At 37.0% G+C, this 23,346-nt stretch carries 23 protein-coding genes; 12 read left to right on the top strand and 11 right to left on the bottom strand.

Annotated elements, in window-relative coordinates; translation table 11 throughout:
- The first annotated feature begins 88 nt into the window (after positions 1-88).
- The 3 genes from MKL38_RS02630 (at position 89) to MKL38_RS02620 (ending at position 2,152) form a co-directional block, all read left to right on the top strand.
- The gene (locus MKL38_RS02630) at positions 89-358 is read left to right on the top strand and encodes a YARHG domain-containing protein (RefSeq protein ID WP_003651599.1); all 270 of its coding nucleotides are present in this window, start codon (positions 89-91) and stop codon (positions 356-358) included.
- A gap of 18 nt (positions 359-376) precedes the next feature.
- Positions 377-790 (top strand): HIT family protein, encoded by a 414-nt coding sequence (locus MKL38_RS02625; protein ID WP_004642705.1) that lies wholly within the window; start codon positions 377-379, stop codon positions 788-790.
- A gap of 255 nt (positions 791-1,045) precedes the next feature.
- Complete coding sequence (locus tag MKL38_RS02620) at positions 1,046-2,152, top strand: porin (RefSeq protein WP_270902397.1); 1,107 nt, start codon at positions 1,046-1,048, stop codon at positions 2,150-2,152.
- Between the two features lie 120 nt (positions 2,153-2,272).
- On the opposite strand, the gene MKL38_RS02615 is transcribed toward MKL38_RS02620, so the two are convergent.
- Positions 2,273-2,863 (bottom strand): YidB family protein, encoded by a 591-nt coding sequence (locus MKL38_RS02615; protein WP_003651596.1) that lies wholly within the window; start codon positions 2,861-2,863, stop codon positions 2,273-2,275.
- A 99-nt stretch (positions 2,864-2,962) separates the two neighbouring features.
- The gene (locus tag MKL38_RS02610) at positions 2,963-3,424 is read right to left on the bottom strand and encodes a DUF6231 family protein (RefSeq protein ID WP_092705651.1); all 462 of its coding nucleotides are present in this window, start codon (positions 3,422-3,424) and stop codon (positions 2,963-2,965) included.
- A gap of 39 nt (positions 3,425-3,463) precedes the next feature.
- Between MKL38_RS02610 and MKL38_RS02605 the strand changes: the two genes are divergently transcribed.
- Entirely contained in the window at positions 3,464-4,333 is an 870-nt protein-coding gene (locus tag MKL38_RS02605; protein ID WP_270902584.1) for a DUF2797 domain-containing protein, read from the top strand.
- 44 nt (positions 4,334-4,377) lie between these two features.
- On the opposite strand, the gene lpxB is transcribed toward MKL38_RS02605, so the two are convergent.
- Positions 4,378-5,553 carry a lipid-A-disaccharide synthase gene (lpxB, locus tag MKL38_RS02600; RefSeq protein ID WP_270902396.1) on the bottom strand — a complete coding sequence of 392 codons (1,176 nt, stop codon included), beginning with the start codon at positions 5,551-5,553 and terminating at the stop codon, positions 4,378-4,380.
- A gap of 221 nt (positions 5,554-5,774) precedes the next feature.
- Between lpxB and MKL38_RS02595 the strand changes: the two genes are divergently transcribed.
- The 6 genes from MKL38_RS02595 to MKL38_RS02570 all read left to right on the top strand — a co-directional run bounded on the left by MKL38_RS02595 (position 5,775) and on the right by MKL38_RS02570 (position 12,353).
- Positions 5,775-7,913: a TonB-dependent siderophore receptor gene (locus tag MKL38_RS02595; RefSeq protein WP_270902395.1), complete on the top strand. Its 2,139-nt coding sequence runs from the start codon at positions 5,775-5,777 to the stop codon at positions 7,911-7,913.
- Between the two features lie 66 nt (positions 7,914-7,979).
- Positions 7,980-8,279, top strand: a complete 300-nt coding sequence (locus MKL38_RS02590; protein ID WP_227558545.1) for a hypothetical protein — start codon at positions 7,980-7,982, stop codon at positions 8,277-8,279.
- Positions 8,272-9,828, top strand: coding sequence for a PepSY-associated TM helix domain-containing protein (locus MKL38_RS02585; protein WP_270902394.1), 1,557 nt, complete (start codon positions 8,272-8,274; stop codon positions 9,826-9,828). The genes MKL38_RS02590 and MKL38_RS02585 overlap by 8 nt, the downstream gene beginning before the upstream one ends.
- Complete coding sequence (locus tag MKL38_RS02580; RefSeq protein ID WP_231761215.1) at positions 9,825-10,106, top strand: DUF1634 domain-containing protein; 282 nt, start codon at positions 9,825-9,827, stop codon at positions 10,104-10,106. Before MKL38_RS02585 ends, MKL38_RS02580 begins: the two co-directional genes overlap by 4 nt.
- Before the next feature lie 153 nt (positions 10,107-10,259).
- The gene (locus MKL38_RS02575; RefSeq protein WP_270902393.1) at positions 10,260-11,147 is read left to right on the top strand and encodes a sulfite exporter TauE/SafE family protein; all 888 of its coding nucleotides are present in this window, start codon (positions 10,260-10,262) and stop codon (positions 11,145-11,147) included.
- A gap of 117 nt (positions 11,148-11,264) precedes the next feature.
- Positions 11,265-12,353 (top strand): 3-deoxy-7-phosphoheptulonate synthase, encoded by a 1,089-nt coding sequence (locus MKL38_RS02570; protein WP_199942143.1) that lies wholly within the window; start codon positions 11,265-11,267, stop codon positions 12,351-12,353.
- Positions 12,354-12,454: 101 nt separating this feature from the next.
- Here MKL38_RS02570 and MKL38_RS02565 read toward each other — a convergent pair whose 3' ends face one another.
- The 8 genes from MKL38_RS02565 to ybaK form a co-directional block, all read right to left on the bottom strand.
- Positions 12,455-13,195 carry an adenosylcobinamide-GDP ribazoletransferase gene (locus tag MKL38_RS02565; RefSeq protein WP_270902392.1) on the bottom strand — a complete coding sequence of 247 codons (741 nt, stop codon included), beginning with the start codon at positions 13,193-13,195 and terminating at the stop codon, positions 12,455-12,457.
- Positions 13,196-13,303: 108 nt separating this feature from the next.
- The gene (locus tag MKL38_RS02560) at positions 13,304-14,875 is read right to left on the bottom strand and encodes a histidine-type phosphatase (protein WP_270902391.1); all 1,572 of its coding nucleotides are present in this window, start codon (positions 14,873-14,875) and stop codon (positions 13,304-13,306) included.
- A 124-nt stretch (positions 14,876-14,999) separates the two neighbouring features.
- Complete coding sequence (locus MKL38_RS02555; RefSeq protein ID WP_198495897.1) at positions 15,000-15,599, bottom strand: histidine phosphatase family protein; 600 nt, start codon at positions 15,597-15,599, stop codon at positions 15,000-15,002.
- A complete protein-coding gene (cobT, locus tag MKL38_RS02550) occupies positions 15,592-16,647 on the bottom strand; it encodes a nicotinate-nucleotide--dimethylbenzimidazole phosphoribosyltransferase (protein WP_270902390.1) in 1,056 nt (351 codons plus the stop codon). The genes MKL38_RS02555 and cobT overlap by 8 nt, the downstream gene beginning before the upstream one ends.
- Before the next feature lies 1 nt (position 16,648).
- Positions 16,649-17,167 (bottom strand): bifunctional adenosylcobinamide kinase/adenosylcobinamide-phosphate guanylyltransferase, encoded by a 519-nt coding sequence (gene cobU, locus MKL38_RS02545; RefSeq protein WP_270902389.1) that lies wholly within the window; start codon positions 17,165-17,167, stop codon positions 16,649-16,651.
- On the bottom strand, positions 17,155-17,781 hold the full coding sequence (locus tag MKL38_RS02540) for a 2'-5' RNA ligase family protein (RefSeq protein ID WP_270902388.1): 627 nt from the start codon (positions 17,779-17,781) through the stop codon (positions 17,155-17,157). Before MKL38_RS02540 ends, cobU begins: the two co-directional genes overlap by 13 nt.
- Positions 17,782-17,886: 105 nt before the next feature.
- A complete protein-coding gene (gene mtlD / locus MKL38_RS02535; protein ID WP_270902387.1) occupies positions 17,887-20,034 on the bottom strand; it encodes a bifunctional mannitol-1-phosphate dehydrogenase/phosphatase in 2,148 nt (715 codons plus the stop codon).
- Positions 20,035-20,682: 648 nt separating this feature from the next.
- On the bottom strand, positions 20,683-21,150 hold the full coding sequence (ybaK, locus tag MKL38_RS02530) for a Cys-tRNA(Pro) deacylase (RefSeq protein ID WP_270902583.1): 468 nt from the start codon (positions 21,148-21,150) through the stop codon (positions 20,683-20,685).
- A 190-nt stretch (positions 21,151-21,340) separates the two neighbouring features.
- On the opposite strand from ybaK, the gene MKL38_RS02525 reads away from it, so the two are divergent.
- Together MKL38_RS02525 and MKL38_RS02520 are read left to right on the top strand one after the other, a co-directional pair.
- Positions 21,341-21,643 carry a hypothetical protein gene (locus tag MKL38_RS02525; RefSeq protein WP_005047401.1) on the top strand — a complete coding sequence of 101 codons (303 nt, stop codon included), beginning with the start codon at positions 21,341-21,343 and terminating at the stop codon, positions 21,641-21,643.
- A gap of 232 nt (positions 21,644-21,875) precedes the next feature.
- Positions 21,876-23,249 (top strand): ABC1 kinase family protein, encoded by a 1,374-nt coding sequence (locus MKL38_RS02520; RefSeq protein ID WP_270902386.1) that lies wholly within the window; start codon positions 21,876-21,878, stop codon positions 23,247-23,249.
- The last annotated feature ends 97 nt before the right edge of the window (positions 23,250-23,346 follow it).

Below are 23,346 nucleotides of genomic sequence, written 5' to 3'. Positions count from 1 at the left end.
TGACACTTGAGTAATTAATAGTCATTGAAATATTGGTAATAAACCTTATATTGAGTACAGGTTCATACCTTTAACTGAGGAAACGCTCATGAATAAATTTATGGTTGCAGTCTTTACTGGCATGGTGAGCATTGCTGGTTTAAATGTTCAAGCTGCAACGCCTGAGCAAGAATGTCAGAAATTGCAAGACGATTATAATTTGATTTATGCATCAAAAGGCTTTTGTTTTAAAGATCCTGATGCAAAAGAAAAATATGGTAATGAAAACTGTCATACGACAAAACCAAAGTTTTCTGACAAAGAGCAACAACGTCTTGATGCTATTAAAGAGCGTCAGAAAGAATTGAAATGTAAATAATTTTTAAAGGAATAATACATGGCATACGATGATCAAAATATCTTCGCAAAAATTTTACGTGATGAACTTCCAGCGATAAAAATCTATGAAGATGATCAAGTTCTAGCTTTTATGGATATTATGCCTCAAGCCGATGGTCATACATTAGTTATTCCAAAAACACCTGCTGTCACGCTCCTTGATTTACCTCCAGAAGCAGCCGCATATACCATACAAATTGTTCAGAAAATTGCCAAAGCAATGGAAAAAGCCCTCAATTTAGAAGGTATTGTCTTGATGCAACTTTCTGGAGCAGCGGCAGGACAAACTGTTCCGCATGTTCATTTTCACCTTATTCCTACAAATGTGCATCAACTTGGACGCCATGCTGTAGAGTTAGGAGATCAAGAAAAAATTAAAGGATTAGCTGAAAAAATTAAAGCAGCTCTTTGATTTTTAATTCATTAAAGCGGAGTTTTGACTCCGCTTTTTTTCGTCTAAAAACTATAAAAAATTAAAATAATTAATTTATTTCTAAATTTTAACCGTCATAAAACTGTCATTTATTTTTCACGCCCCTGTCACAAAGTTTGCCGATACTGCTTAGCAAGTTGGTGAGCTTTTGTAACTTTTTGTACATAAGTCAACTACAAAATAAATAGTTAACTAGGCATACGCCATTTTTAAAAACTTTTTGGAGAAATCTCAATGAAGAAATTGCTACTCGCTGCCGCAGTTGCAACTTTGAGCATAAACGCGGTGCAAGCAGCGCCAACTTTGTATGGCAAACTGAATGTTTCTATTAACCAAGTTGACAATAAAAATTTCGATGGAAAAAGTGACGTTACTGAAGTTAACTCAAACTCTTCTCGCATTGGGGTAAAAGGCGAAGAGAAATTAACTGACAAGCTATCTGCTGTTTATTTAGCTGAATGGGCAATTTCTACTGATGGTTCAGGTTCTGATACTGATCTTAGCGCTCGTAACCGTTTTATCGGTTTAAAAACTGAAGGCGTGGGTACATTAAAAGTAGGTAAGTACGATTCTTACTTTAAAACCGCTGCTGGTGGTAACCAAGACATCTTTAATGACGATACACGTTTAGATATTACCAACATCATGTACGGCGAAAACCGTTTAGACAACGTGATTGGTTTTGAATTAGACCCTAAATTATTAGCTGGTTTAACATTCAATATCATGGCTCAAACTGGTGAAAGTACCTCAGATAGTAAACAAGGTGAAACTGGTAAAGACAGCAAAAACGACAGCTTTGACTCTGTGTCAACTGCGCTTGGTTATGAAAACAAAGACCTTGGCTTAGCAGTGGCTGCTGCTGGTGACTTCGGTATTAAAGGTAAATATGCTGCTTACGGTCTGAAAGATGTTTACACAGATGCTTACCGTGTAACGGGTTCTTATGACATCGCAAAATCTGGCTTTGTTGTAGGTGCTTTATGGCAACATGCTGAACCTACTGATGACTTGACTGCATATGGTCAAACATATAAATCAGATGGTGCAGTTGACAAAGCTGGTAAAGCATACCGTGGTTTAGAAGAAGAAGCTTATGCTGTTACAGCGGCGTATAAAATTCCAAATACTAAACTTAAAGTGAAAGCTGAATACGCTTCTGCTGAAACACAAGTAAGTGGTCAATCTGATCGTAAAATTGACTTGTACGGTTTAGGTCTTGATTACCAAATCAACAAACAAGCTCGTTTCTACGGCATCGTTGCTCAACAAAAACGCGACTGGCTAAATGATGACGACAAGCAAACAGTTGTAGGTACAGGTATCGAGTATAATTTCTAATCAGTCATATCTGATTTAATTATAAAAATAAAAGGGCTTATGCCCTTTTATTTTTATTGTGTGGTGCGAAAAATAAAAAAGCCGATATCAATTTTATCGGCTTTTCTAACAACCTATATCTTATTTCAAGAAACCACTCACAAGATTCATCACATTTTGAATGTCCTGATTTGCTTCTTGAGGATTTGTGCTATCACCCTGAGGTGTTAATGAGTCAATGACTTGAGGTAAGACTGAAGCAATTGCACCGTAAACTTGTTCTTTTGGAGCTTGAGCTTGCTCGGCAACTTGTTCAATATCAGCGGGATTAAATAGACTTTGTAATTGCTGAGTAGGAACCTCACTATTGCTTTGATTTGGGTCAACCCAGCTTTGAACTTGGCTACCTAGACCTGCTCCTTTTAACTTTTCTAAAGCAGCTTGCAAACCACCTTGTTGCTGAACCCACCCTAAAATTAAAGGCACAACCGCAATTAATAAACTTTGTACACCACCACCTGCTTGAGGTGCATTATTATTGCCAGTCACTTGACCTAATACAGAACCTAATACTCCACCAAGGCCCCCTTGAGTGCCAGAAGAAGTATTACCACCCATTTGTCCAAGTACTGAACCTAAAATTCCGCCCAAACCGCCTTGACCTGATGCTTGCTGGTTCCCACCTAATGCCTGCTTAGCCAAAACTTCAACAATGCTGCTTAAATTTGTCATATATAACTCTTATGTATGGTTTATACATGAGCATACGCGGATTCTTGTTCAGACAGCAAAAACCAAATTGTTAAATTTTGAAAGAGATTTAATGCTCTTTTACCACCGGAATTTATTCCAGTTTTCTGGGTTTGCCCAAAACTTTGAATTAAACCAATCTGGAACATGTTTATAGGTCAATATATTAAATTGCCATAAAGCAAAATCACTATCATGCGAAGTCTTATCAATCAGTTGTGTGAAGCCTAGGGAACGTAATAACTGTTCATCACTTCGTTTACTCACCACCACAATTCGTTTTGCTAATAAATCTCGTAGCTTTACTAATAATTGTGATTTTTGAATATCACTAATGTTCTGCATTTCATCAGTATCAAATAATACAAAACCCAAATCATAACGCTGAGTAAAAGGCAGACTTAAAAGCTCAGTTACGCTAAAATAGTGCCATTGAATTGCGTTATTCTGGTCAATTTTCTGGCCAATACAAAGTGCAGTATGAATGGGCTGTTCTTTTGATAAATCGTCTAGCATAGAAGCGATGACATTTTGTTCAGCCATGACTGCAACCCTTAATTGAAAGATGTGAGTTTAAACTTTATGGAACTACAAGGCATTTGCCATAAAATGCATGCAGGCCTAAAAGATGCTAGTGTAACTGATCAACAGACAACCAAGGCAAATGTTGAATACAAATTTGTATTAGACCGTTCAGAAATTGATCTTCCTTTTAATTTAGGACAAGAACTAGAGATCGAATGGACAGGTAATATTTATTGCACCTCTTGTGGCACTAAAACACCAAAATCTTATTCTCAAGGTCACTGCTTTAAATGTTTTAAAACGAAAGCGGAATGTGACCTCTGTATTATGAAACCAGAAACATGCCATTACCACTTAGGTACATGTCGTGAAGATGACTTTGCCCACAATGTTTGTTTCCAGCCTCATATTGTTTATTTAGCAAATTCTAGCGCTTTGAAAGTTGGCATTACCCGCGTTAGTCATATGCCAGGTCGTTGGTTAGATCAAGGTGCAACTCAGGCCTTACCAATTCTGAAAGTTGGATCACGTCGTTTATCGGGTCAGCTTGAAACCATGTTTGGTTCTTTAGTTGCTGACAAAACGGATTGGCGTAAACTCCTTAAAGGGGAAGCTGAACCTCTAAAACTAACTGAGCAACGTGATCAGTTAATCGAAGAATTTGCGCCCAAAATTCAAACGATTCGTGATGAATTTAGCCAAAATCTTGAATTTAACGAAACCGTTGAATTATTAGAAGATGAGCTACCACGTGAGTTTGTTTACCCTGTTGAGCAGTACCCTGAAAAGATCAAGTCTTTAAATCTGGATAAAACTCCAAAAATTCGTGGCGTATTACAGGGCATTAAAGGTCAATATTTAATCTTTGATATTGGTGTTATCAATGTTCGTAAATATACGGGTTACGAGCTCATTGTGCGTGCTTAAACTAAAATAGAAATAGGCATTCAGAAGAATGCCTATTTTTTTAATTACTTTTCTAAAATTTTTAAAATTGCCTGTATTGGATCTTCTGTATTTCCAGAAATAAGCTGTTTATGCATGGTTAAATGTTGCATCACTTGAATTTGTGCCTTTTCAACATTCATCAATTTTTCTATTTCAACTGCTAAATTTTCTGGCGTTGCATCTGCCTGAATCAACTCTTCAATCACTTTTTTACCAGCAATAATATTTGGCAAAGAGTAGTAAGGAATTTTCACCAAAAACTTAGCAATTAAATAAGTTAACCAATGCAACTTATAAAAAGTGACCATAGGTCTATGCATTAACATTGCTTCTAATGTTGCAGTTCCAGAAGCTAAAGCAATGATGTCACTTGCATTCATGGCCATACGGCCAACTTTTGATTCACTGTCTGTATTTTCTAAAATATGAATTGCAGCTTTTAAATGAGGTGCTAATTGTTCAACACCCTGCTCAATCTGCTGTTTACGTGCGTCGTTGATTGCGGGAATCAAAAATTGAATATCTGGATATTTGGTATGCAAAATATTGGCAGCGCCCAGCAACATAGGTAAAAGTCGTTCTACTTCCCCTTTACGACTACCTGGCAACAAAGCAATATGTTTTTGATTCTCATCAAGACCTAATTGCCCTTTTGCAATTTGAATTGGATTTTCAAGCGGTAATTGTTTAGCCAATGGGTGACCTACAAATGCCGCTGGAACTTCATATCGCTCATAGAAGACTTTTTCAAAAGGAAATAAACAAAGAACTAAATCTATACTCTGTTTAATGCCATGAACACGCCCCTGACGCCATGCCCAAACTGATGGACTCACATATTGGACTGTTTTTATCGGAAGATTTTTTTCTTTAATACTTTTTGCAAGTCTGAGGTTAAAATCTGGTGCATCAATACCAATAAAAATATCAACGGGATTTTGAGTCCATTGACTGATTAGACCATCCCGCACGGCGAATAATTTTTTTAAGTCTTTTAATACCTCAACAATCCCCATCACAGACAGAGTTTCCATCGGGTAATAACTTTTAAAACCTTCAGCAATCATTTGAGGACCACCGATTCCCTCAAACTCAGCATCGATTCCCTGCTCACGAAAACTACGCATGAGCTTAACACCAAGCGTATCTCCTGAAACTTCCCCAACTACAATGCCTATTTTAAGTTTTCGGTTTGCCAAGGCGATTTACCCAAGAATTTGAAATAATGCATTCTAGCATAGAGGTTTATCAATCTTGAACTTGATCGATACATACTCACGGAAAGTAGCTAAGGTGCTTGGCTATCTAAAATTACATTCACTTACTATTTTTTAATCTAAATTAACAATGCAATTTGAATTGTAGCTTACATTCACAAACAATAAAATAAATGAGAATTATTTACATTATCTTTACTCTTATGAATATCCCACCTCGACCATTTAAGCTATCAGTCATCGCCTGCGCGATTTGTTATGCAAACCTCACTTATGCTCAAGATACAGCTGCTGTGCAAGCTTTACAGACCATTCAAGTTAAAGCCACAAGTGCTGAGCAGTCTTCTGAACAGACCAAAGCATACAATGTTAAAAATTCAAGTAGCGCAACCAAGCTTAATATTGAGGCTAAAGAAACTCCTCAAACTATTAACGTAGTCACTCGTCAGCAAATTGAAGATTTTGGGCTTACCAGTACGAGAGATGTTCTAAAAAATACTCCAGGAGTAACTGTAAGCAATCAGGAAACCGAACGTACTTCGTACATGGCTCGTGGTTTTGAGATTTCAAATATTTTGACTGACGGCGTAGGCTTTCCCCTCTCAGGTTATAACTACAACAACACTAACCCTGATACCTACTTTTACGATCGTGTAGAAATAGTTAAAGGTGCAGACTCTTTGACTAACGCATTTGGTGACCCAAGTGCAACGATCAACAATATTCGAAAGCGACCAACTCAAGAGTTCCAAGCGAGTGGTGGTGTAAGTTATGGTTCTTGGGATACTCAACGTTATGAAGCTGACGTATCAGGCTCAATTACCCCTAGTGGAAAAGTACGTGGCCGTATCATGGGCTATGAGCAAACGGGTGATTCTTACATTGACCGATATTCTTCAGAAAAAAATGGTTTCGCAGGTATTGTTGAAGCTGATTTAACAGATAGTACTTTACTCACCGTAGGCTATAGCCAAGAACAAAATAAACCGAATGCAAATAACTGGGGTGCTCTGCCCTTACTCGATGCAAATGGCAAGCAAATTTCGTACGACCGCTCATATAATCCAAACCCTGATTGGGCACACTGGGATAATGAAACACAAAATGCTTTTGTCGAATTAAAGCAAAAAATTAATGAGCAATGGGCAGCGAAGCTAACCTATAACTATATTGATACTAAGCACAATAGTCACCTCCTTTACTATTATGGTTATCCAAAAGCTGATGGATCAGGTGTTTCTCTAACCCCTTGGGGAGGTCAAGAACATCAAGAAAAACATGCTGTCGATTTTAATCTCGAAGGAACCTATAAACTCTTTAACAGAGAACATGAAGCAACTCTTGGTTATAGCTATGTACGTAGTCGTCAGCAAGATAAACAATCTACAGGAACGATTAACGATAGTAATGTTATCAATTCGACAACTACAGACTGGGCAAGCTGGACACCTCAATCTATAACTTGGTCAGATTTCACAGAAGCGGCTAACTATACGCAAAACATTGACTCGATCTATGCCGCGACGCGCTTACACCTCAATGAAGATTTAAAAGTTTTACTTGGTGCAAACTATGTCAGAGCTGAGAGTAAAGGTGAAAGCTATGGCTCACCAATGTCATATAGCGAAAGTAAAGTCTCACCCTATGTTGGACTCACCTATAACTTCACACCTGAATATACAGGTTATATGAGTTATACCTCTATTTTCCGCCCGCAAACCGGTATTGATAAAGACACGAATCAGGCTTTAAAACCTATTGACGGTAAAAGCTATGAAATGGGCGTAAAAAGCTCGTGGCTAGATGACCGTTTAACAGGCACACTTTCAGTCTTTAAAACTGAGCAGAATAATTATCCATTACGTAACTCTGATGGAAATCCACTTAACAGAAAAGTACCAACCAGTGATTTAGAGTCACAAGGTGTAGAAGTCGGCCTATCAGGTCAAATCACAGATAATGTGAATCTTTCTTTTGGTTATGCTCAATTTAGTATTAAAGATATTAAGAATGGTGGCGAGGCAAGAACTTATAATCCGAACCAGACACTTAATTTGCTGACGACCTATACGCCGTCAGTTTTACCTAAGCTGAAAGTTGGTGCAGGCTTACAATGGCAAGATGGTGTAAAGCTATATGACTCAACTGTAAACAGTACCATCACACAAGATGCTTATGCCTTAGTCAACTTAATGGCGAGCTATGAAGTAAATAAGCATATTACGCTTCAAGCGAATGGTAATAACATTTTCGATAAGAAGTATCTATATAGCTTCCCTGATGGCCAAGGATTTTATGGTCCTTCTGCCAACTATACAGTTGCTGTAAAGTTTAAATATTAATATCGTAGCCAATCCCAATTTAGGGATTGGCTTTTCTTATTATTCTTTGTTTATGTGTCATTCAAGATGTCCAAAACTGTAAATCTCCCTGTGTCATATCGCATAAAAGTTTTCTATCGATTCTTGCTGGTTTTCGGTATGGGTTTTGCCTGTATGGCGTATTTAAGTCTTGGACTCACTGGAATTCTCCTTTTGACCCTCGATAAAGCTGAAGCCATATATCTCGCAGCATTTATAGCAATTCTATTTTACGTAGTGTTCGTGATTATAGGTTTTTGCATTCAATCACTTTTGAAACTCACAGGGCTATCAGTCGTTCTATGTGCCCTTTTCTTTTTTGCAACGCGTATGGTGGGTTATGCATAAAGGTATACGTCAATCTATGGCATGGCTACACTCATGGACTGGCTTAATTTTTGGATGGCTCGTGTTTGCCATTTTCTTAATGGGAAGTTTGTCCTATTACCGCCACGAAATTAATTTATGGATGCAACCTCCACTTGCGCAATATGAAGTAAAGCAAGATATTGCTATTAAAACAGCTTATCAATACTTACAAGACCATGCTCCAGATGCCAAATCTTGGTATTTAAATATTGCAACACCTGAGAGTCCGGTAAACACCATGTATTGGGAAAAATCAGACGGCGGTTATGGAAATGCAACTCTGGATGCAAACACAGGCCAAGAGCTTAAACTTTCGGCAACGCTAGGCGGCGACTTTTTTTACCGATTCCACTACCAACTTTTTGGTATTCCAATATTCGTCGGGCGATTATTAGTCTGTATCGCGGCATTTATTATGTTGATTGCCTTAGTTTCAGGCATCATTACCCATAAAAAAATATTCACCGACTTTTTTACTTTGCGTACATTTAAGTCTCAGCGTTCATGGTTAGACTTTCATAATATTTCTTCGGTGATTGCCCTACCTTTCTTTTTAACCATTACATTTACAGGCCTAGCCATTTTCTTTTATTTATATCTGCCTTGGGGAATGCAAAAGCTTTATCCTGAAAATCCATATCAATATTTTACCGAAATACGTACAAAGACTGTACTTGAAAACCAATCGATACAGCCAGCTCAGAACTTATCTATCGAAAAGTTATTAAACCAAGTGCAACAACGTTGGGGAAATCAAACTTTATCGACAATTAGTGTAAAAAATCCAAATACCAATCAGGCGCAAATTACCTTTATTCAAAATGAAGATCATTCAATTACCCGGAATCAGGCTCAAATTACATTGAATGCTTCAACAGGCAAAGTCTTAGCAGACACACGTAATAATAGTGCTATTGCAACACTGAATGCGGGAGTTTACGGTCTACACATGGCAACATTTGCCCAACCTTTACTTCGCTTAGGTTTGTTCTTCTCTGGCATTTTAGGTTGTGTCATGATTGCCTCTGGTTTGCTACTCTGGAGCCTTAAACGCCAAATTCAAAATAAGAACAGTAAGTTTCACTTTGGACACTATTTAGTTGACCGTTTAAATGTCGCAACTTTTGTAGGACTGCCGTGTGCAACTGTCGCCTATTTAAGTGCGAATCGATTATTTACAGTCACTTCAACCACGATCAACTATGAAATTTATAGTTTTTTCTTAGTTTGGCTAATCAGCTTAATCATTGCTTTAGTCACTAAAAAACAATATTTATGGCGAACTCAACTGAGTATTTTTATTCTGCTTTGTATGGCGCTTCCAATCTTAAATTTAATTTATTTGCTCAAGCATGATTATGTTGAAAGCTTCAACAATTATTGGGTCTTTGCACGTATAGATGTATTTTTGTGGATATTTGCAGGCTTAGCGATTTTTATATTCTGCAAAATTCAACCTATTCAGCATAAAGCTGTAGAAAAAATCCAAAAGAAGCTGAATAAATTAAATACTGAGGTGAGCTCATGATCTTTATAGCTTTCATCTTAATTTTATTAGGAATGTATTTGTTGTTTATGGCGAGTGAAAAATATCGATCGCCAAAATCAACAGGCCATTTCAAATCATTAGCTCAAAAATATTACCAATACTTTAAGATAGCTGCATTCATATTGTTTGTTTTATGCGCATATATTCTGATTCGACATTATAATTTTTCAATTGGTTTTGTCAGTTGGTGGATATTTGCAACGCCGTTAACTTTTGGTCTCATCCTTCTACTTAACCCATTAAAACCATCAAAATAATCTTAGATCCTAATAATTTGATGAAAAATAGCTCAAGCTAAGCAATATTTTGATTGCTTAGCTTTTTTTTGCATAAGTAAATCATTATTCATGACAACTGTTTATCTCTAAAAGGAATAAGATATGGGCGTTTCGTGATAAGTGGCGATAAAGATGTCTGGTGCTTTTGAATTTATCTTAGCGGGTATGTTAGTTGGTTTCTGTGTAGGGATTACAGGAGTTGGTGGTGGGTCATTAATGACACCAATTTTAATTAGTCTTTTTAGAATTGAACCGCATATCGCAATTGGTACCGATTTACTTTATGCCGCAATCTCAAAGTTCTGTGGCTCAATGGTTCATGCTAAGAAACTCAACATTGTCTGGCCAATTGTTTTATGGCTTGCAGTGGGTAGTATTCCAGCATCTTTCGCTACCACTTGGGTACTTGAACACTATTTAAGTCAGTCAACTCACTATAAAGCTGTGTTAACCATGGTTTTAGGTTTTATGCTAACACTGACTGGTGTTTCAATTATCTTTCGTTCACGTATTGAAAAATTCTTTAATCGTTTTAGAAATAAAGAAACCGTACAAACAGAAAATGAGCAATTGGCTATTCACCATAAACGCCTCTACATCATCCTCATGGGTATTATTTTAGGCGTATTCGTAACGCTTTCATCTGTCGGCGCTGGTGCATTTGGCATTATGGCACTCGTGATCATGTTCCCTAACTTGCCAATGATTCGAATTATTGGTTCAGATGTGGTACATGCGGTATTGCTTACTTTAGTGGCCGGCCTTGGACACATGAGTGCTGGTAACGTCGACTTTACGCTTCTTATGTGGTTATTGGTGGGTTCGATTCCAGCAATTATTGTAGGTACGCTTATTAGTTCTCGCATGCCTGAACGTTTAATCCGAAAAATTTTAGGGATTACCCTATTTGCTCTCGGTGTTAATTTTATGGTTAACCCGGTCAAAGCAAAACCAAAAGCCCCTGTGGTACAACAACAAGCCGTGATTGCTGAAAAAACAAGCAATCCAACTGAAAGATAGCAAAATCAATAAGATTTTTCCAAACTGAAATACCATGAGATGTAGGATTTTCATAATTATTTCATGGTATATTCAGTACACAAAACAACCTTTAGTATGATCGAACCAGTGACAGCAATGAATACAAATTCAAAATCCGTTTCCAAGCCCGATATCGACGACGTTAATATTAAAAGCATTCAAACTCTTGTAACACCAGCTGAGCTTAAATCAGAGTTGCCTTTATCTGATGTTGCTTCACAAACCGTTCTAAAAGGTCGCGAAACTATTCGTAATATCTTAGATGGTTCAGATAAACGTTTGTTTGTCGTTATTGGTCCTTGCTCTATTCACGACCCGAAAGCTGCTCACGAATATGCCGATCGCTTAAAAGTGCTAAGCGAAAAAGTTAAAGATTCATTGTATTTAGTTATGCGTGTTTATTTTGAAAAACCACGTACGACAATTGGTTGGAAAGGTCTAATCAATGACCCTGATATGAATGACTCATTTAACATCGAAAAAGGTTTACGTATTGGTCGTAAACTCTTGCTTGAGTTAAATGAAAAAGGTTTGCCATGTGCAACTGAAGCACTTGACCCTAACTCTCCACAATACTACCAAGACTTAATTTCATGGTCTGCAATTGGTGCACGTACAACCGAGAGCCAAACTCACCGTGAAATGTCTTCTGGTCTATCATCACCAGTTGGTTTTAAAAATGGTACAGACGGCGGTTTAACTGTTGCCACCAATGCCATGCAGTCTGTTAAATATGGTCATAGCTTCTTAGGCCTTAACGAAGACGGTCAAGTTTCAATTATTAATACAAATGGTAACCCTTATGCACACGTTGTATTACGTGGTGGTAATGGTAAGCCTAACTATGATGCTGGCTCTGTTGAAGAAGCAGAAAATGCTTTAGCGAAAGCAAAAGTTAGCAATAAAATCATGATTGATGCGAGTCACGCGAACTCAAATAAAGATCCGTACTTGCAGCCACTTGTTCTTAAAAATATTACTGAACAAATTTTAGATGGTAATAAGTCAATTGTTGGTCTTATGGTTGAAAGTCACTTAAAAGGCGGCCGCCAAGATATTCCTGAAAACCTTTGTGACCTAGAATATGGTAAATCAGTGACTGATGGCTGTATTGACTGGGAAACCACTGAAAAAACATTGCTTGAAATGCATGAAGCTTTAAAAGGCGTTTTACCAAATCGTTAATTCATCTTTTTAAGAATATCGATTAAGCCCTCATTTTTGAGGGCTTTTTATTTTAATGAAATTTCTAGATAAGCCGTAATAGCGTTTAAAAGTTTTACTATTTATAAATAAAAATAGCTTACGATAAAAGCAAAAAGCAGCACAGTTTCGCTAAGCTCAATCGCGGCCCCCACAGTGTCGCCTGTAATACCATCAATACGTTTTATAAACAAATGTCTTAAATAAATAAGGCTCATTAATAAGCCAATCACGGCAATTAGACCCTGCCATCCCCAATATAAAGGTAGCAGTAAAACTAACCCAGTTATTAACCAAGACGCTGTTTTGGGTAAATGATCAGTCAGAGAACGGCCTAAACCTTTTTCTCGAACATATGGCGTAGTTAAAAATAAAATTGATGGCACAAGGCGCCCAAGTGCAGGAAGCAATATTAAAAATAGCGTTTGATGTTGTTCAATCAGTACATAGACCAGTGCGAACTTGAGCAGACATATAAGAACTAAACTCAGTACTCCAATTGGGCCACAACTTGGATCCTTCATAATTTGTAAAGTACGCAGTTTGTCTCCAAAACCACCTACCCACGCATCTGCCGTATCTGCCAGCCCATCTAAATGCAAACCGCCTGTTAGCCAAACCCATAAAGTCATGATGATGGCGGCAAGTAGAAGAATTGGTAGTTTTGCGAACAAACATGCAATAAGAAAAAGGATGCCACCAATAATGAGTCCAACCAATGGATAAAACAAAATAGCTCGACCATTTTGTTGCGCCGTAGGCATTGTCTTTAACTCGATCGGCAGAACAGTTAAAAATTGCAATGCGATCCAAAATGGTGTCATGTCCAAATCTCTAACTGAACTATATTTAAAAAACAGTTTGAATTATGAAGAAATAAAAATGGGAATAGCAATCCCTATTCCCATTAAAGACTTCAGAAAACTGAAAATCTATTGTATTTGAGAGCACTGTTTCAATTTTATGTAGTCGTAGTAGAAACTAGTTGGGCTATAGCGCGCATAGTTACATGCAGACTTAAACAAAGTTTCTTTTTCGTTATAAAGCATTTTTACCAAAGTATTGCCTTGGCCATTTTGATAAATATCCCACTGTACATTGGCAGCCATAGGTGAAACTACTTCTCCACGCCATGAGCTGGTTGAGTAATTATACGTCTGGCGAAGTGGTAAAGGCTGCATCATATTATGTAAGTCTAGGCTAGTGGCCAGAGGAATAATAATTTCAGCATGGGCAAAACGTAAAACCGCTTTGTAAGGTTGGGCTTTATTCACAACAGCATCAACTTGTTGGAACATATCTTGTTTTAAGCCTTGTGCAATTTCACTCGTGACCAGATTTGACTCTGTGAAACTTGGGCCTTTTTCATAGAAATCATTGGCATCATTAAATTCAGCATAGAATTCTGCGGCTTCAACAGGCATATACTTATCAAAATCGATACCTTTTAGCTCATCTTTCATGCCACCAGAAATCGAATAGAGCTCATACACATAAGCTGCTGCATCAACTGCACTGGCGATAGTGTTTTTACCCTTACCTTTTTCCGTAATTTGCTCACCTTTAGGCGAAATTACGGTAAAAGACCCTGTATTACTAAAGCTATAACCCGCTGTACCCAATTTTTTAATAAAGTCTGCTTTAAAAATCGGGTTGAGTACAGTCTGAGCAGTTTTTTCAGCCTGAGTATTTTTTGATAACTCATCTAACTTTTGGGCTAAATCATTATTATTTTCTTCAAAATCTTGATAGGCCTGACTTGCATCATAAATTTTCTGCTGACTAGCACTGAGTGGCTGTGTTAAGTCTTCATCTGCATTCAAACTATGAAAATAAAGTTTAAAACGATCTACCCCGCCATCTTCAACACTTGGAACGCTTTCACTCGACAAATTGGTATAAGAGACTGGAACAATTTTATCTTTGAGCTGCGATTGTTGTTTAATTAATTCAGCCGTAAAAAATTTAGCACTATCTACCGCACGATCGACACCTGAACTTTGTACTGATATAGAGGCTTGCGGATTTAAAAGATTTGGTAAGCGTTGTAATAACCGATCTGCAATACCACGATGTTCTAAAATACCCGTCATAGTTTCATTTCCATAACCAAACTGGCGAATTCCCTCAACACCGTAGCCTAACAGAATATTGGCTTTCATCATGGCCTCTAGGTCAGCACCTAATTGCTCACCTAACGGCGTTAAGGCATTTTCTGCTTTTGCCTGCTTCCATAAATTATAAAGTGCCAAGTCATATTTGAGACTTGATAAACCTCTTGAACCATGACGCGCCACTAACTCTGTAAAAACTGGCTGGAACCCATTGGGTGCCTGTTCATAGCTTTTTAAATCTTGTTGTGGTTGGTAAGGCGTTTTGGTTTGATAATACTTTGATTGAGTTGTAGGTGATGTCGTTGGTTGATCATTTTGATCGTCATTATTATTACAAGCCACAAGCAATAATGACGCAGCAAGCATCGTCGTTTTAAATAAAATATTCATAAGTCTGATAAGTTATTAATAAGAAATGCCCATAGCATAATTTTTAGCAATGACAGTACGATTACATGATGTCAAATATCTTTATAAAAATAATAACTTACAAGTGTATAAAAATATAAATTTGCTATCTCAGCATAAAAGTTAATTGACCATCCATTTCAGAAAATTCGAGGGAATATAATTTCCCAAGTTCTGCTGGCATTTTAAGTAAATCATCTAAAGGTTGTTGCTTGGCTAAACAAGCCAATAGCTTAATGACACCGCCATGGGTAACAACCAATCCATATTGCCAGTTTTGGTTTTGCATCTCTACAAGTAGTTCCTGAAAGCCTTTAAGAACCCTTGTTTGAAATTGCATTAATGTTTCTGCCCCAGGCGGGCAATATTGACTCGGTTTCTGCCAAAAATTTGCGAGCAATTCTGGTGAAGTTTCATAAATTTGCTGAGTTGAAATGCCTTCCCAGTGTCCAAAATACATTTCTTTTAAGTCATGATTTAAAAGCAGAGGCAGTTCAGTTGTTTTAGCAAGTTGCTCCGCAAAGCATGCACACCGTTTTAACGAAGAACTTACAATGACATCCCATGTCTGGTTTGTGTCTTGCTCAATGGTTGACTGCATTTGCTGCCAACCTTTTGGTGTTAGGTCATCATCTAAATGGCCACGTAAAGTATGGCTAAACTGACTTTCACCATGTCTGAGCAAATCAATTTTCAATTTACTCAATTTTGTCTCCACTTACAGCAGCTTGAGCAAAGGTAGCCATTTGATTATGTAATGCGCACGCCATTTTAACTAATGCCAAAGCAGCTGCTGCTCCACTACCTTCACCTAAACGCAAATTCATCTTTAAAATTGGCTCGGCATTGAGTTCTTGCAAGATACGTCGGTGACCATATTCTGCCGATTGATGACCAAATAACATCCAGTCACGTACTTTAGGGTTCATTCGTACCGCACATAAAGCAGCTACCGAACTAATAAAGCCATCCACAATTACAGGTAAGCCAATTTGAGCACATCGAATATAAGCACCGGTTATAGCCGCAATTTCCAGACCGCCTACAGCACTTAGGGTTTTAAAGGCATCCCCAATCACATGTTGGTAGTGACGCTCTATTGCCTGCTCAATCACTTCAATTTTATGTCTTAACTGATCGGCACCAATTCCTGTACCTACGCCAGTTAATTGCTCAGCCGTATCATTTAATAAAAGACATGCTAAGGCAGAAGCAGAACAGGTATTTCCAATTCCCATTTCACCCGCAATATAAATATCTGCGCCGTCGGCTTTAGCTGTATCTACGCTCTTTTTCCCCAACTCTAAAGCAGCACGACATTCTTCAGCATTCATTGCCACTTGTTTGGCAAAATTTGCCGTCCCAGCACGAATACAATGACGTTCAACACCGACATATTCGTATGCCTCGCCTACTGTGCCACAATCAATGACTTGCAAGTGAGCTTGATGATATTTAGCAATTACACTAATTGCTGCACCACCAGTTGTGAAGTTTTGCAACATTTGGCGTGTGACAGCTTGAGGATATGCAGAGATATTTTCTTCAACCACGCCATGATCGCCTGCAAAAACTGTGATCCATGGATAGTTAACTTGAGGATGAGCATTGGACTGTAAACTGGCAAGTGTAATTGCAATCTGCTCTAAATCACCTAATGCACCTGTAGGTTTGGTGAGTTGGAGTTGATGTTGCTCAGCTTGTTGTTTTGCTTCCAAATTAGGTTGCTGTACAGATTCTAACCACCAGTTCATTTTACTTCTCACCTTTTAAAATCATTGGAAAACCAGCCACACAAAACATAACCTTATCTGCAATTTGTCCTAAAGCTTGATGCAGTCTTCCTGCTTCATCTACAAAACGACGGCTAATCTCGCCTAATGGCACAACACCTAGACCAGTTTCATTACTTACTAAAATAATTTCTGATTGAAGCTTAGGTAAAACATCTATTAGTTGCTCACATTCAAACTCTTGAACATTTTGATCATCTAAAAGTAACAAATTCGTTAGCCAGAGCGTTAAACAATCCACCAGAATGATTTGATTAGGTTGATCAATTTTTTGCAAAGTTTTTGCCAAAAATAATGGCTCTTCGATCAAAGACCAGTGAGCAGGACGCTGATTTTGATGGTGTGCAATTCGGCTTTGCATTTCTGAATCAAGCGCTTGCGCCGTCGCGACATAAGTCACAGCTAATTGCATAGATATTGCCGTTTGTTCAGCCAGTCGACTTTTACCAGAACGAGCACCACCCAAAATTAGTTGCAACATGAATCACCTAAAAATAAATGCTGATATGGATATAACTTACCTTGTAAAGTTTGGGCCTGATAATAACCAAACGTCAAATGCTGAATTTTATGTTCAAATTCAGCATGTTTATATTGTACAGGTAATTCAGAAATTTTTTGTAAAATCAAATCACTATTATAATTTTCTCTATATAGACCTAAGGTAATGTGTGGGCAATAATCTAAAGCTGCAATTTCATTAGAAACCATGCCTAGCTTTTGTCGTATTAGAGATAAGATATTTCCGGCATCTTGAATTTCTACAAATAAAGCACTACTAAAACTATCAACTGCTCCAATTTTTAATTCAAATGATGCAAAATTCTTTTTTCTTAAAATTTCTCTCTGTTGCTCAAACTCACTAAAACTAAAATCATCTTTATAAAGTTTAGATTCATCAGTCAAAAAACCACATATAAACAATGTGACATGATATTGGCGGCTATTGGGTTCTAACAAAAAATCTGAAAAATGCCTGCGCAATCCATCTAAATAATCAACTAATTTTTGATCATTAATTTCCAGATACCATAAAGCATAATTTTGACGCCCAAGATGCCATTCCGGATAATCCCGTATAGATGTTGGCACCATGGATGTCGAAGGTTTTAGCAACACAGCTTTAATTCAAAATGATTCAATTTTTGTATTAAAGCATGTTTGCCTTTTAGTTGTAGAGTCTTAATTCATTGAACGAATTTAAGCATATTGAGTATGTGTAGTTTTGGAGTTAATAATATTCATGTTCAAAGGTTGCTTACCTTGTTCAGAAAATAAATATTGAATTAATTGTGTCAACTCAACTTCCAGCTGTCTTTTCTGAACTGTACTCATGTCCAAGTTCTGAATTTGCTGCTGTAAATGTTTAAACACATCAGTCTCATCAATTTCTAAAAATTGAATTGCATAGGCATAACCTAAAGCAGCACCTTTTAATAAGTTTTTATAGGGTAAATCATGACTAATATTCACCACAATTGAAGCTATTACCCGTTCATTGTGACCCAGTTTACGTAGCGGATCTCGCGCAACACGCTGACATGGATCTTTAAATGCATATTCACATGAATCTAGAAAACTCTGTGCAAGTCGATCTAGATCTTTTGCATAGTTAGGTAATACGATTGCAAGTCCTTGCTTTACTTCTGTAATTAAATTCTCTGCAAATGCTTTAACAGAGCTATCGCCCATGGCAACACCAATAGAATCATAACCTAGTAAAGATGCATACCAAGCAAGCATCGCGTGTACGCCGTTCCACAGTCGGTTTTTGATTAATTGAATATCTGTAATTTGCTCAACCAACACAACTTGGCGCAATTTTTCGAGTAAAGGGCTACCTTTTTCTACATAAATTGGCATATCAGTTTCGCTATGGAACAAGATTAGATCCATGCTTTGTAATATATGTCCTGGCTGAAAATTACGACGCATGTTATCTACATATAAAGAGACCTGATTTTGCTGATCTTGAGTCAGTTTATTGCAATCTTCAATTTCGACCTGCTCTTCATGCTCTACATCAGATAAATGCTGTTCAAGAAAATGATGCTTAATGCGAAGCTGACGATATAGATTTTGATTGGACAATTTTGAAACCATACGGTTTACAACGGTGTCGCAAAAGTAATGTTCTTTTAAAATGTGCTCCGTCACGTCTTCATCATTAGTTAGTTCTAAAAGTGCTTCTCTAAGATGCTTCATAACCAAATATTTTGCGCCAACTTTATTTAAAATAATTAAAAAAGTTAAAGGTTCTATACATGTTTCGAGTGCCGAGTTAAAACGAGCGTATAAACCTTTTGCAATCGTTTTTGACTCAACTTCAATAGCTTGTTCAGGCAAACATAGTGCAATCAAACTTGAATGGGTATACATTTCTAACATTTGCTGTTCATTGTCAGAATCAACAATTGTCATATTTTCAATGCGTTCATCATACGAAAACTGTCCATAGCGAATGCTATAAGTTCCAAACGCATTTACAGCTTCACGGAATAGACTATTACGCGTAGAAGCAATAATACGTCTTGGTTTTGTGTATCCATCCCAGTGTGACAAGATTTGCGTTATATATCCGCCGCCAATAGCACCAAAACCGTGTATGCCAACGGTAAGTTGATTTAGGCTTTGCGGAAAAGGTTCTTGCCCTTGTGGCATATCCATAACAGGAATAAATTGGTCGAGATCTGTTAAGAAGTCATACATCTGATCGTAATAAAAATCAGCTTTTGCCAACATTTCATCATTTGGTTCTTTAATATCTTTTAATAAAATTGTTAGACCTTTCGATGAGTGAGCTGATGTTAAACCATTTTCAGAATCTTCAAACATTAAACATTGGTTAGCATCTAAATGAAGCTGACTTGCTGCTTTCAGGAATATTTCAGGATGAGGCTTTCCATTTTGTACTTCATCCCCACAAGTAATTACATCAAAAAATTTATAAACATTCGCGTTAATTAAATATTCTTCGGCAATTGCTCTACGACTTGAAGTAGCCACAGCCATTCTTAAACCTGATTTTCTTGAACGTTCTAAAACTTGAACCAAACCTTTCTTAATAGGTACGCCGTGTTTTCGTATATGTTCAAGCTCCATCTCATCGGCTCTTTTTCGTATCTCTTTATATGGAACATTCACACCATACAACCGTTGAGCCAATTGTTCAGCAGTAGTTGCACTTAAACCTAAACATTGCATTAAATATTCGTGTGAAAATTCCTGTCCAATGAGTTCTTGAGATGCTTGTTGCAATGTTTGAAACCGCAACCTCTCAGTATCAAACATTGTGCCATCCATATCAAAAATTGCTCCATGAACAGGTTTTCCATGAAAAATAAGCACGCTTTTACCTCTTTTTTGATCATGTTTTATTCAGGGTATACAAAAAATTGGCTAAAAAGGCAGGATGTTAATAAATGAAACACTAGTGATCATTTTTCAATCAAAAATATAAGTAATCTGTTACTGAGCAGAGTTAAAACTTTAAAAAGGTTGAACAATATAAATAAGTATGAAACTAACTTTAAATACAAGAGTAGCAAGCCATCCTCGCTTGCTACTCTTGGTTTATTCTTTTTATTGCGCTGATAGTATTTATTTTTCTTAGTTCCATTTACCGCTGCTTGAACCCGCATATTTTTATAATGTCTTGCAGGTGTCACATACCAGAAATCAACTCGCCTTTCCTGTTCTTCTTATTTAAGCTTCTGGTATAACTCTAAATTTCATTAGAAAATGAGCATAAACTTAGAACATGGGCTTTATATTACAATCAATCTCCTCCCCCTTATCGGGATTAGGACTACATCGCCATTAACAATAATGATAATCATTTTCATTTAATAGTTCAAGCTTTTTCGCAATTATTTATGCTTATCTCTTTTTTGAAAAATAAAAAAGTATCTGCAATTAGCTATACCTCCCAACAAAGTATTTTCTCAATAAAGATAAAATAATGATTAGTTCTTAGAGTATTCCTCTAAACTTTTCTTACTGATCAAGCACATCAACAAATTGAGCATTTAAAAGCTGTGCTAAATCTTTAGGATTTAAACCAATATCCAGCCCTCTTTTTCCGCCACTGACATAAATTTTGCTAAAGTTTTGAGCCGATGCATCAATGACAGTTTTTAAACGTTTCTTTTGGCCTAAAGGGCTAATTCCTCCTACCAAATATCCCGTTAAACGTTCAGCATCTTTAGGATTAGCCATTTGTAACTTTTTACATCCAAACACCGTAGCTACTTTTTTTAAATTTAATTGGTGATTAACCGGCAAGACAGCAACGAAATAATTTTTATCATCACTTACCATTAGAGTTTTAAATACTTCGTTTACATCTAAATCTAATTTTTCAGCTGCTTCTAATCCAAAACTTTTGGCATTTGAATCATGTTCATATTCATGAATAGAAAATTCGATTTTATTACTTTTTAACAATCTGCATGCAGGAGTCATGATAATTGGTGTTATAGATGAAATTGTTTCGATTATAGTTTTTTTAGAAAAAATTTTAAATTTGCTTAGGCTATTTACAAGAGTTACATAAAAATTCAAACAGCAACTGAAGAAAAAATAATCTCAACTTGATATTCGTTGCTCGACTCCATATATTTTATTTAGATTTGAAGTCTGAGCTGACAATTTTATGAGTTATAAACACAACAATCTGATGGCGATGCGTCACCGTTTTTGGGATGAATCTTCAGATTCTGTATTAAATGAAAAGCAATTTTTGCAGCAGACGTTAATTGAACAAGGTATTTTTAATAACGCAACTCTTGATGATGTTAAGTACTTCTTTTATACCCTGCCTAGCATCATTATCGTAAAAGCTCATGCACTTGGTTTCATGCATGATTCAGTCAAACAGATGTTATTGCAACATATTCAGAATAATCGCCTTCATTTGATGCAGAAATCTGAATTAAAGATTCAATTTAAAATGTAATCCATTTTGTTATCAAAGGTCCGTTTTATCTTAGTTTTACTCATCTGAATGCTCTTAATTTCTTAAATTTATAAATTGCTTAGGCTATTTAGTAGTTAATGAAATAAAGATGGTGATTTCGACCTATCATTCAGTCTGAGAGAACTATTTTAATACGCTCAAAACATGTAATATTCGTTACAATTTTAGATCACAGCGTTTGGCTGCATGATGCGCATAGGATTCTATTTTCATGTCAAATCAGAAAGATAAGCTTAAGAGTTTAAAAACTTCTTCCATGGATCGACGCTTATCAATCGCGAAAGCTTCTTTACTTGCAGGAACACGTTGGGCAACTGCAAGTGCTTCTTCTATTTTTTCTAATGAGGAAGACAAAGAAAAGAAACGTAAAAAAGCGATGAGCGAACAAGCTAATTATCTGGTTTCTGAAATAGGTAAACTTAAGGGTTCTATTGTTAAAATTGGGCAAATGATGGCTCTTTATGGTGAACATTTTTTACCAGAAGAGATTACACAAGCATTAAATACCCTAAATAACCAAACTGTTGCTTTAGATTGGCCTGCAATTAAGCCACATCTACAAGAACAACTGGGCGCTAAGTTAAATGATTTAACAATTGATCATGAGCCAATTGGTACCGCCTCTCTCGCACAAGTACACCGTGCAACACGTAAATCAGATGGCTTGGAATTAGTTCTAAAAATTCAATATCCAGGTGTTGCGAACGCCATTGATTCAGATATGAGTTTGTTTAAAAACATGCTTAAACTGACACGCATGGTGCCACAAACCCGTGAATTTGATCAGTGGTTTGATGAAGTGCGTGAAATGATGCATCGTGAAGTTGACTATGATGTTGAAGCTGCCACTACTCGTCGCTTTGCTGAACGCTTAAAAGATGACGAGCGTTATATTGTTCCGACAATTGTAGATAAATATTGCACCAACCAAGTACTCTGCATGACTTTCGAACGCGGTGTTCCAATCAATAGCCCTGTGATGTTGTCTTTGCCTCAAGAGCGTCGTAATCAGCTTGGTGAAGCTTCATTAGAAATTGCTGTTCGTGAAATTTTTGAATGGGGCGAAATGCAAACTGATCCTAACTTCGGTAACTACCTTGTCCGTTTAGGTAATGGTCAAGATGTTCAGGATAAGATTGTATTATTAGACTTTGGTGCTATCCGTCAGTTTGATGACCATTTACTTTCAGTTGCACGTAATCTGATCCAAGCTGGTTATCAGCATGATAAACATGCGATGGTACAAGCAATGACTGGATATGAATTTTTTGATGCAATGCCTGAAAGTATTAAACCAGGTATGGCCGATGTTTTTCTATTAGCGACAGAAGCATTTAGCACCCCATCAAATAATCCAGATATGCCTGCTGGTCTAATGGATGAACATGAACGTTATGACTGGAAGCAAAGCCAGTTACATAGCCGTGTTATGCAGCAAGCGAGTAAATCAATGGCATCACGTTATTTCTCAGTACCTCCAAAAGAATTTATGTTTATTAGCCGTAAATTTATTGGGGCATATACGTTTATGACAGTCATCGATGCAAAAACAAATGTACGTCGTATGATTCGTAACTTCGGTTAATTTAGTGAACGGCTAGAATGATTCCATGTCATTCTAGTCAATACATCCCTACTTGCCCAACAACCAAATTATTTTAAATAAATAAAATCATACACTT

This window comes from Acinetobacter sp. AOR14_HL (assembly GCF_027855175.1).
GTDB lineage: Bacteria > Pseudomonadota > Gammaproteobacteria > Pseudomonadales > Moraxellaceae > Acinetobacter > Acinetobacter calcoaceticus.
This window is presented reverse-complemented; position numbering and strand designations above follow the sequence as displayed.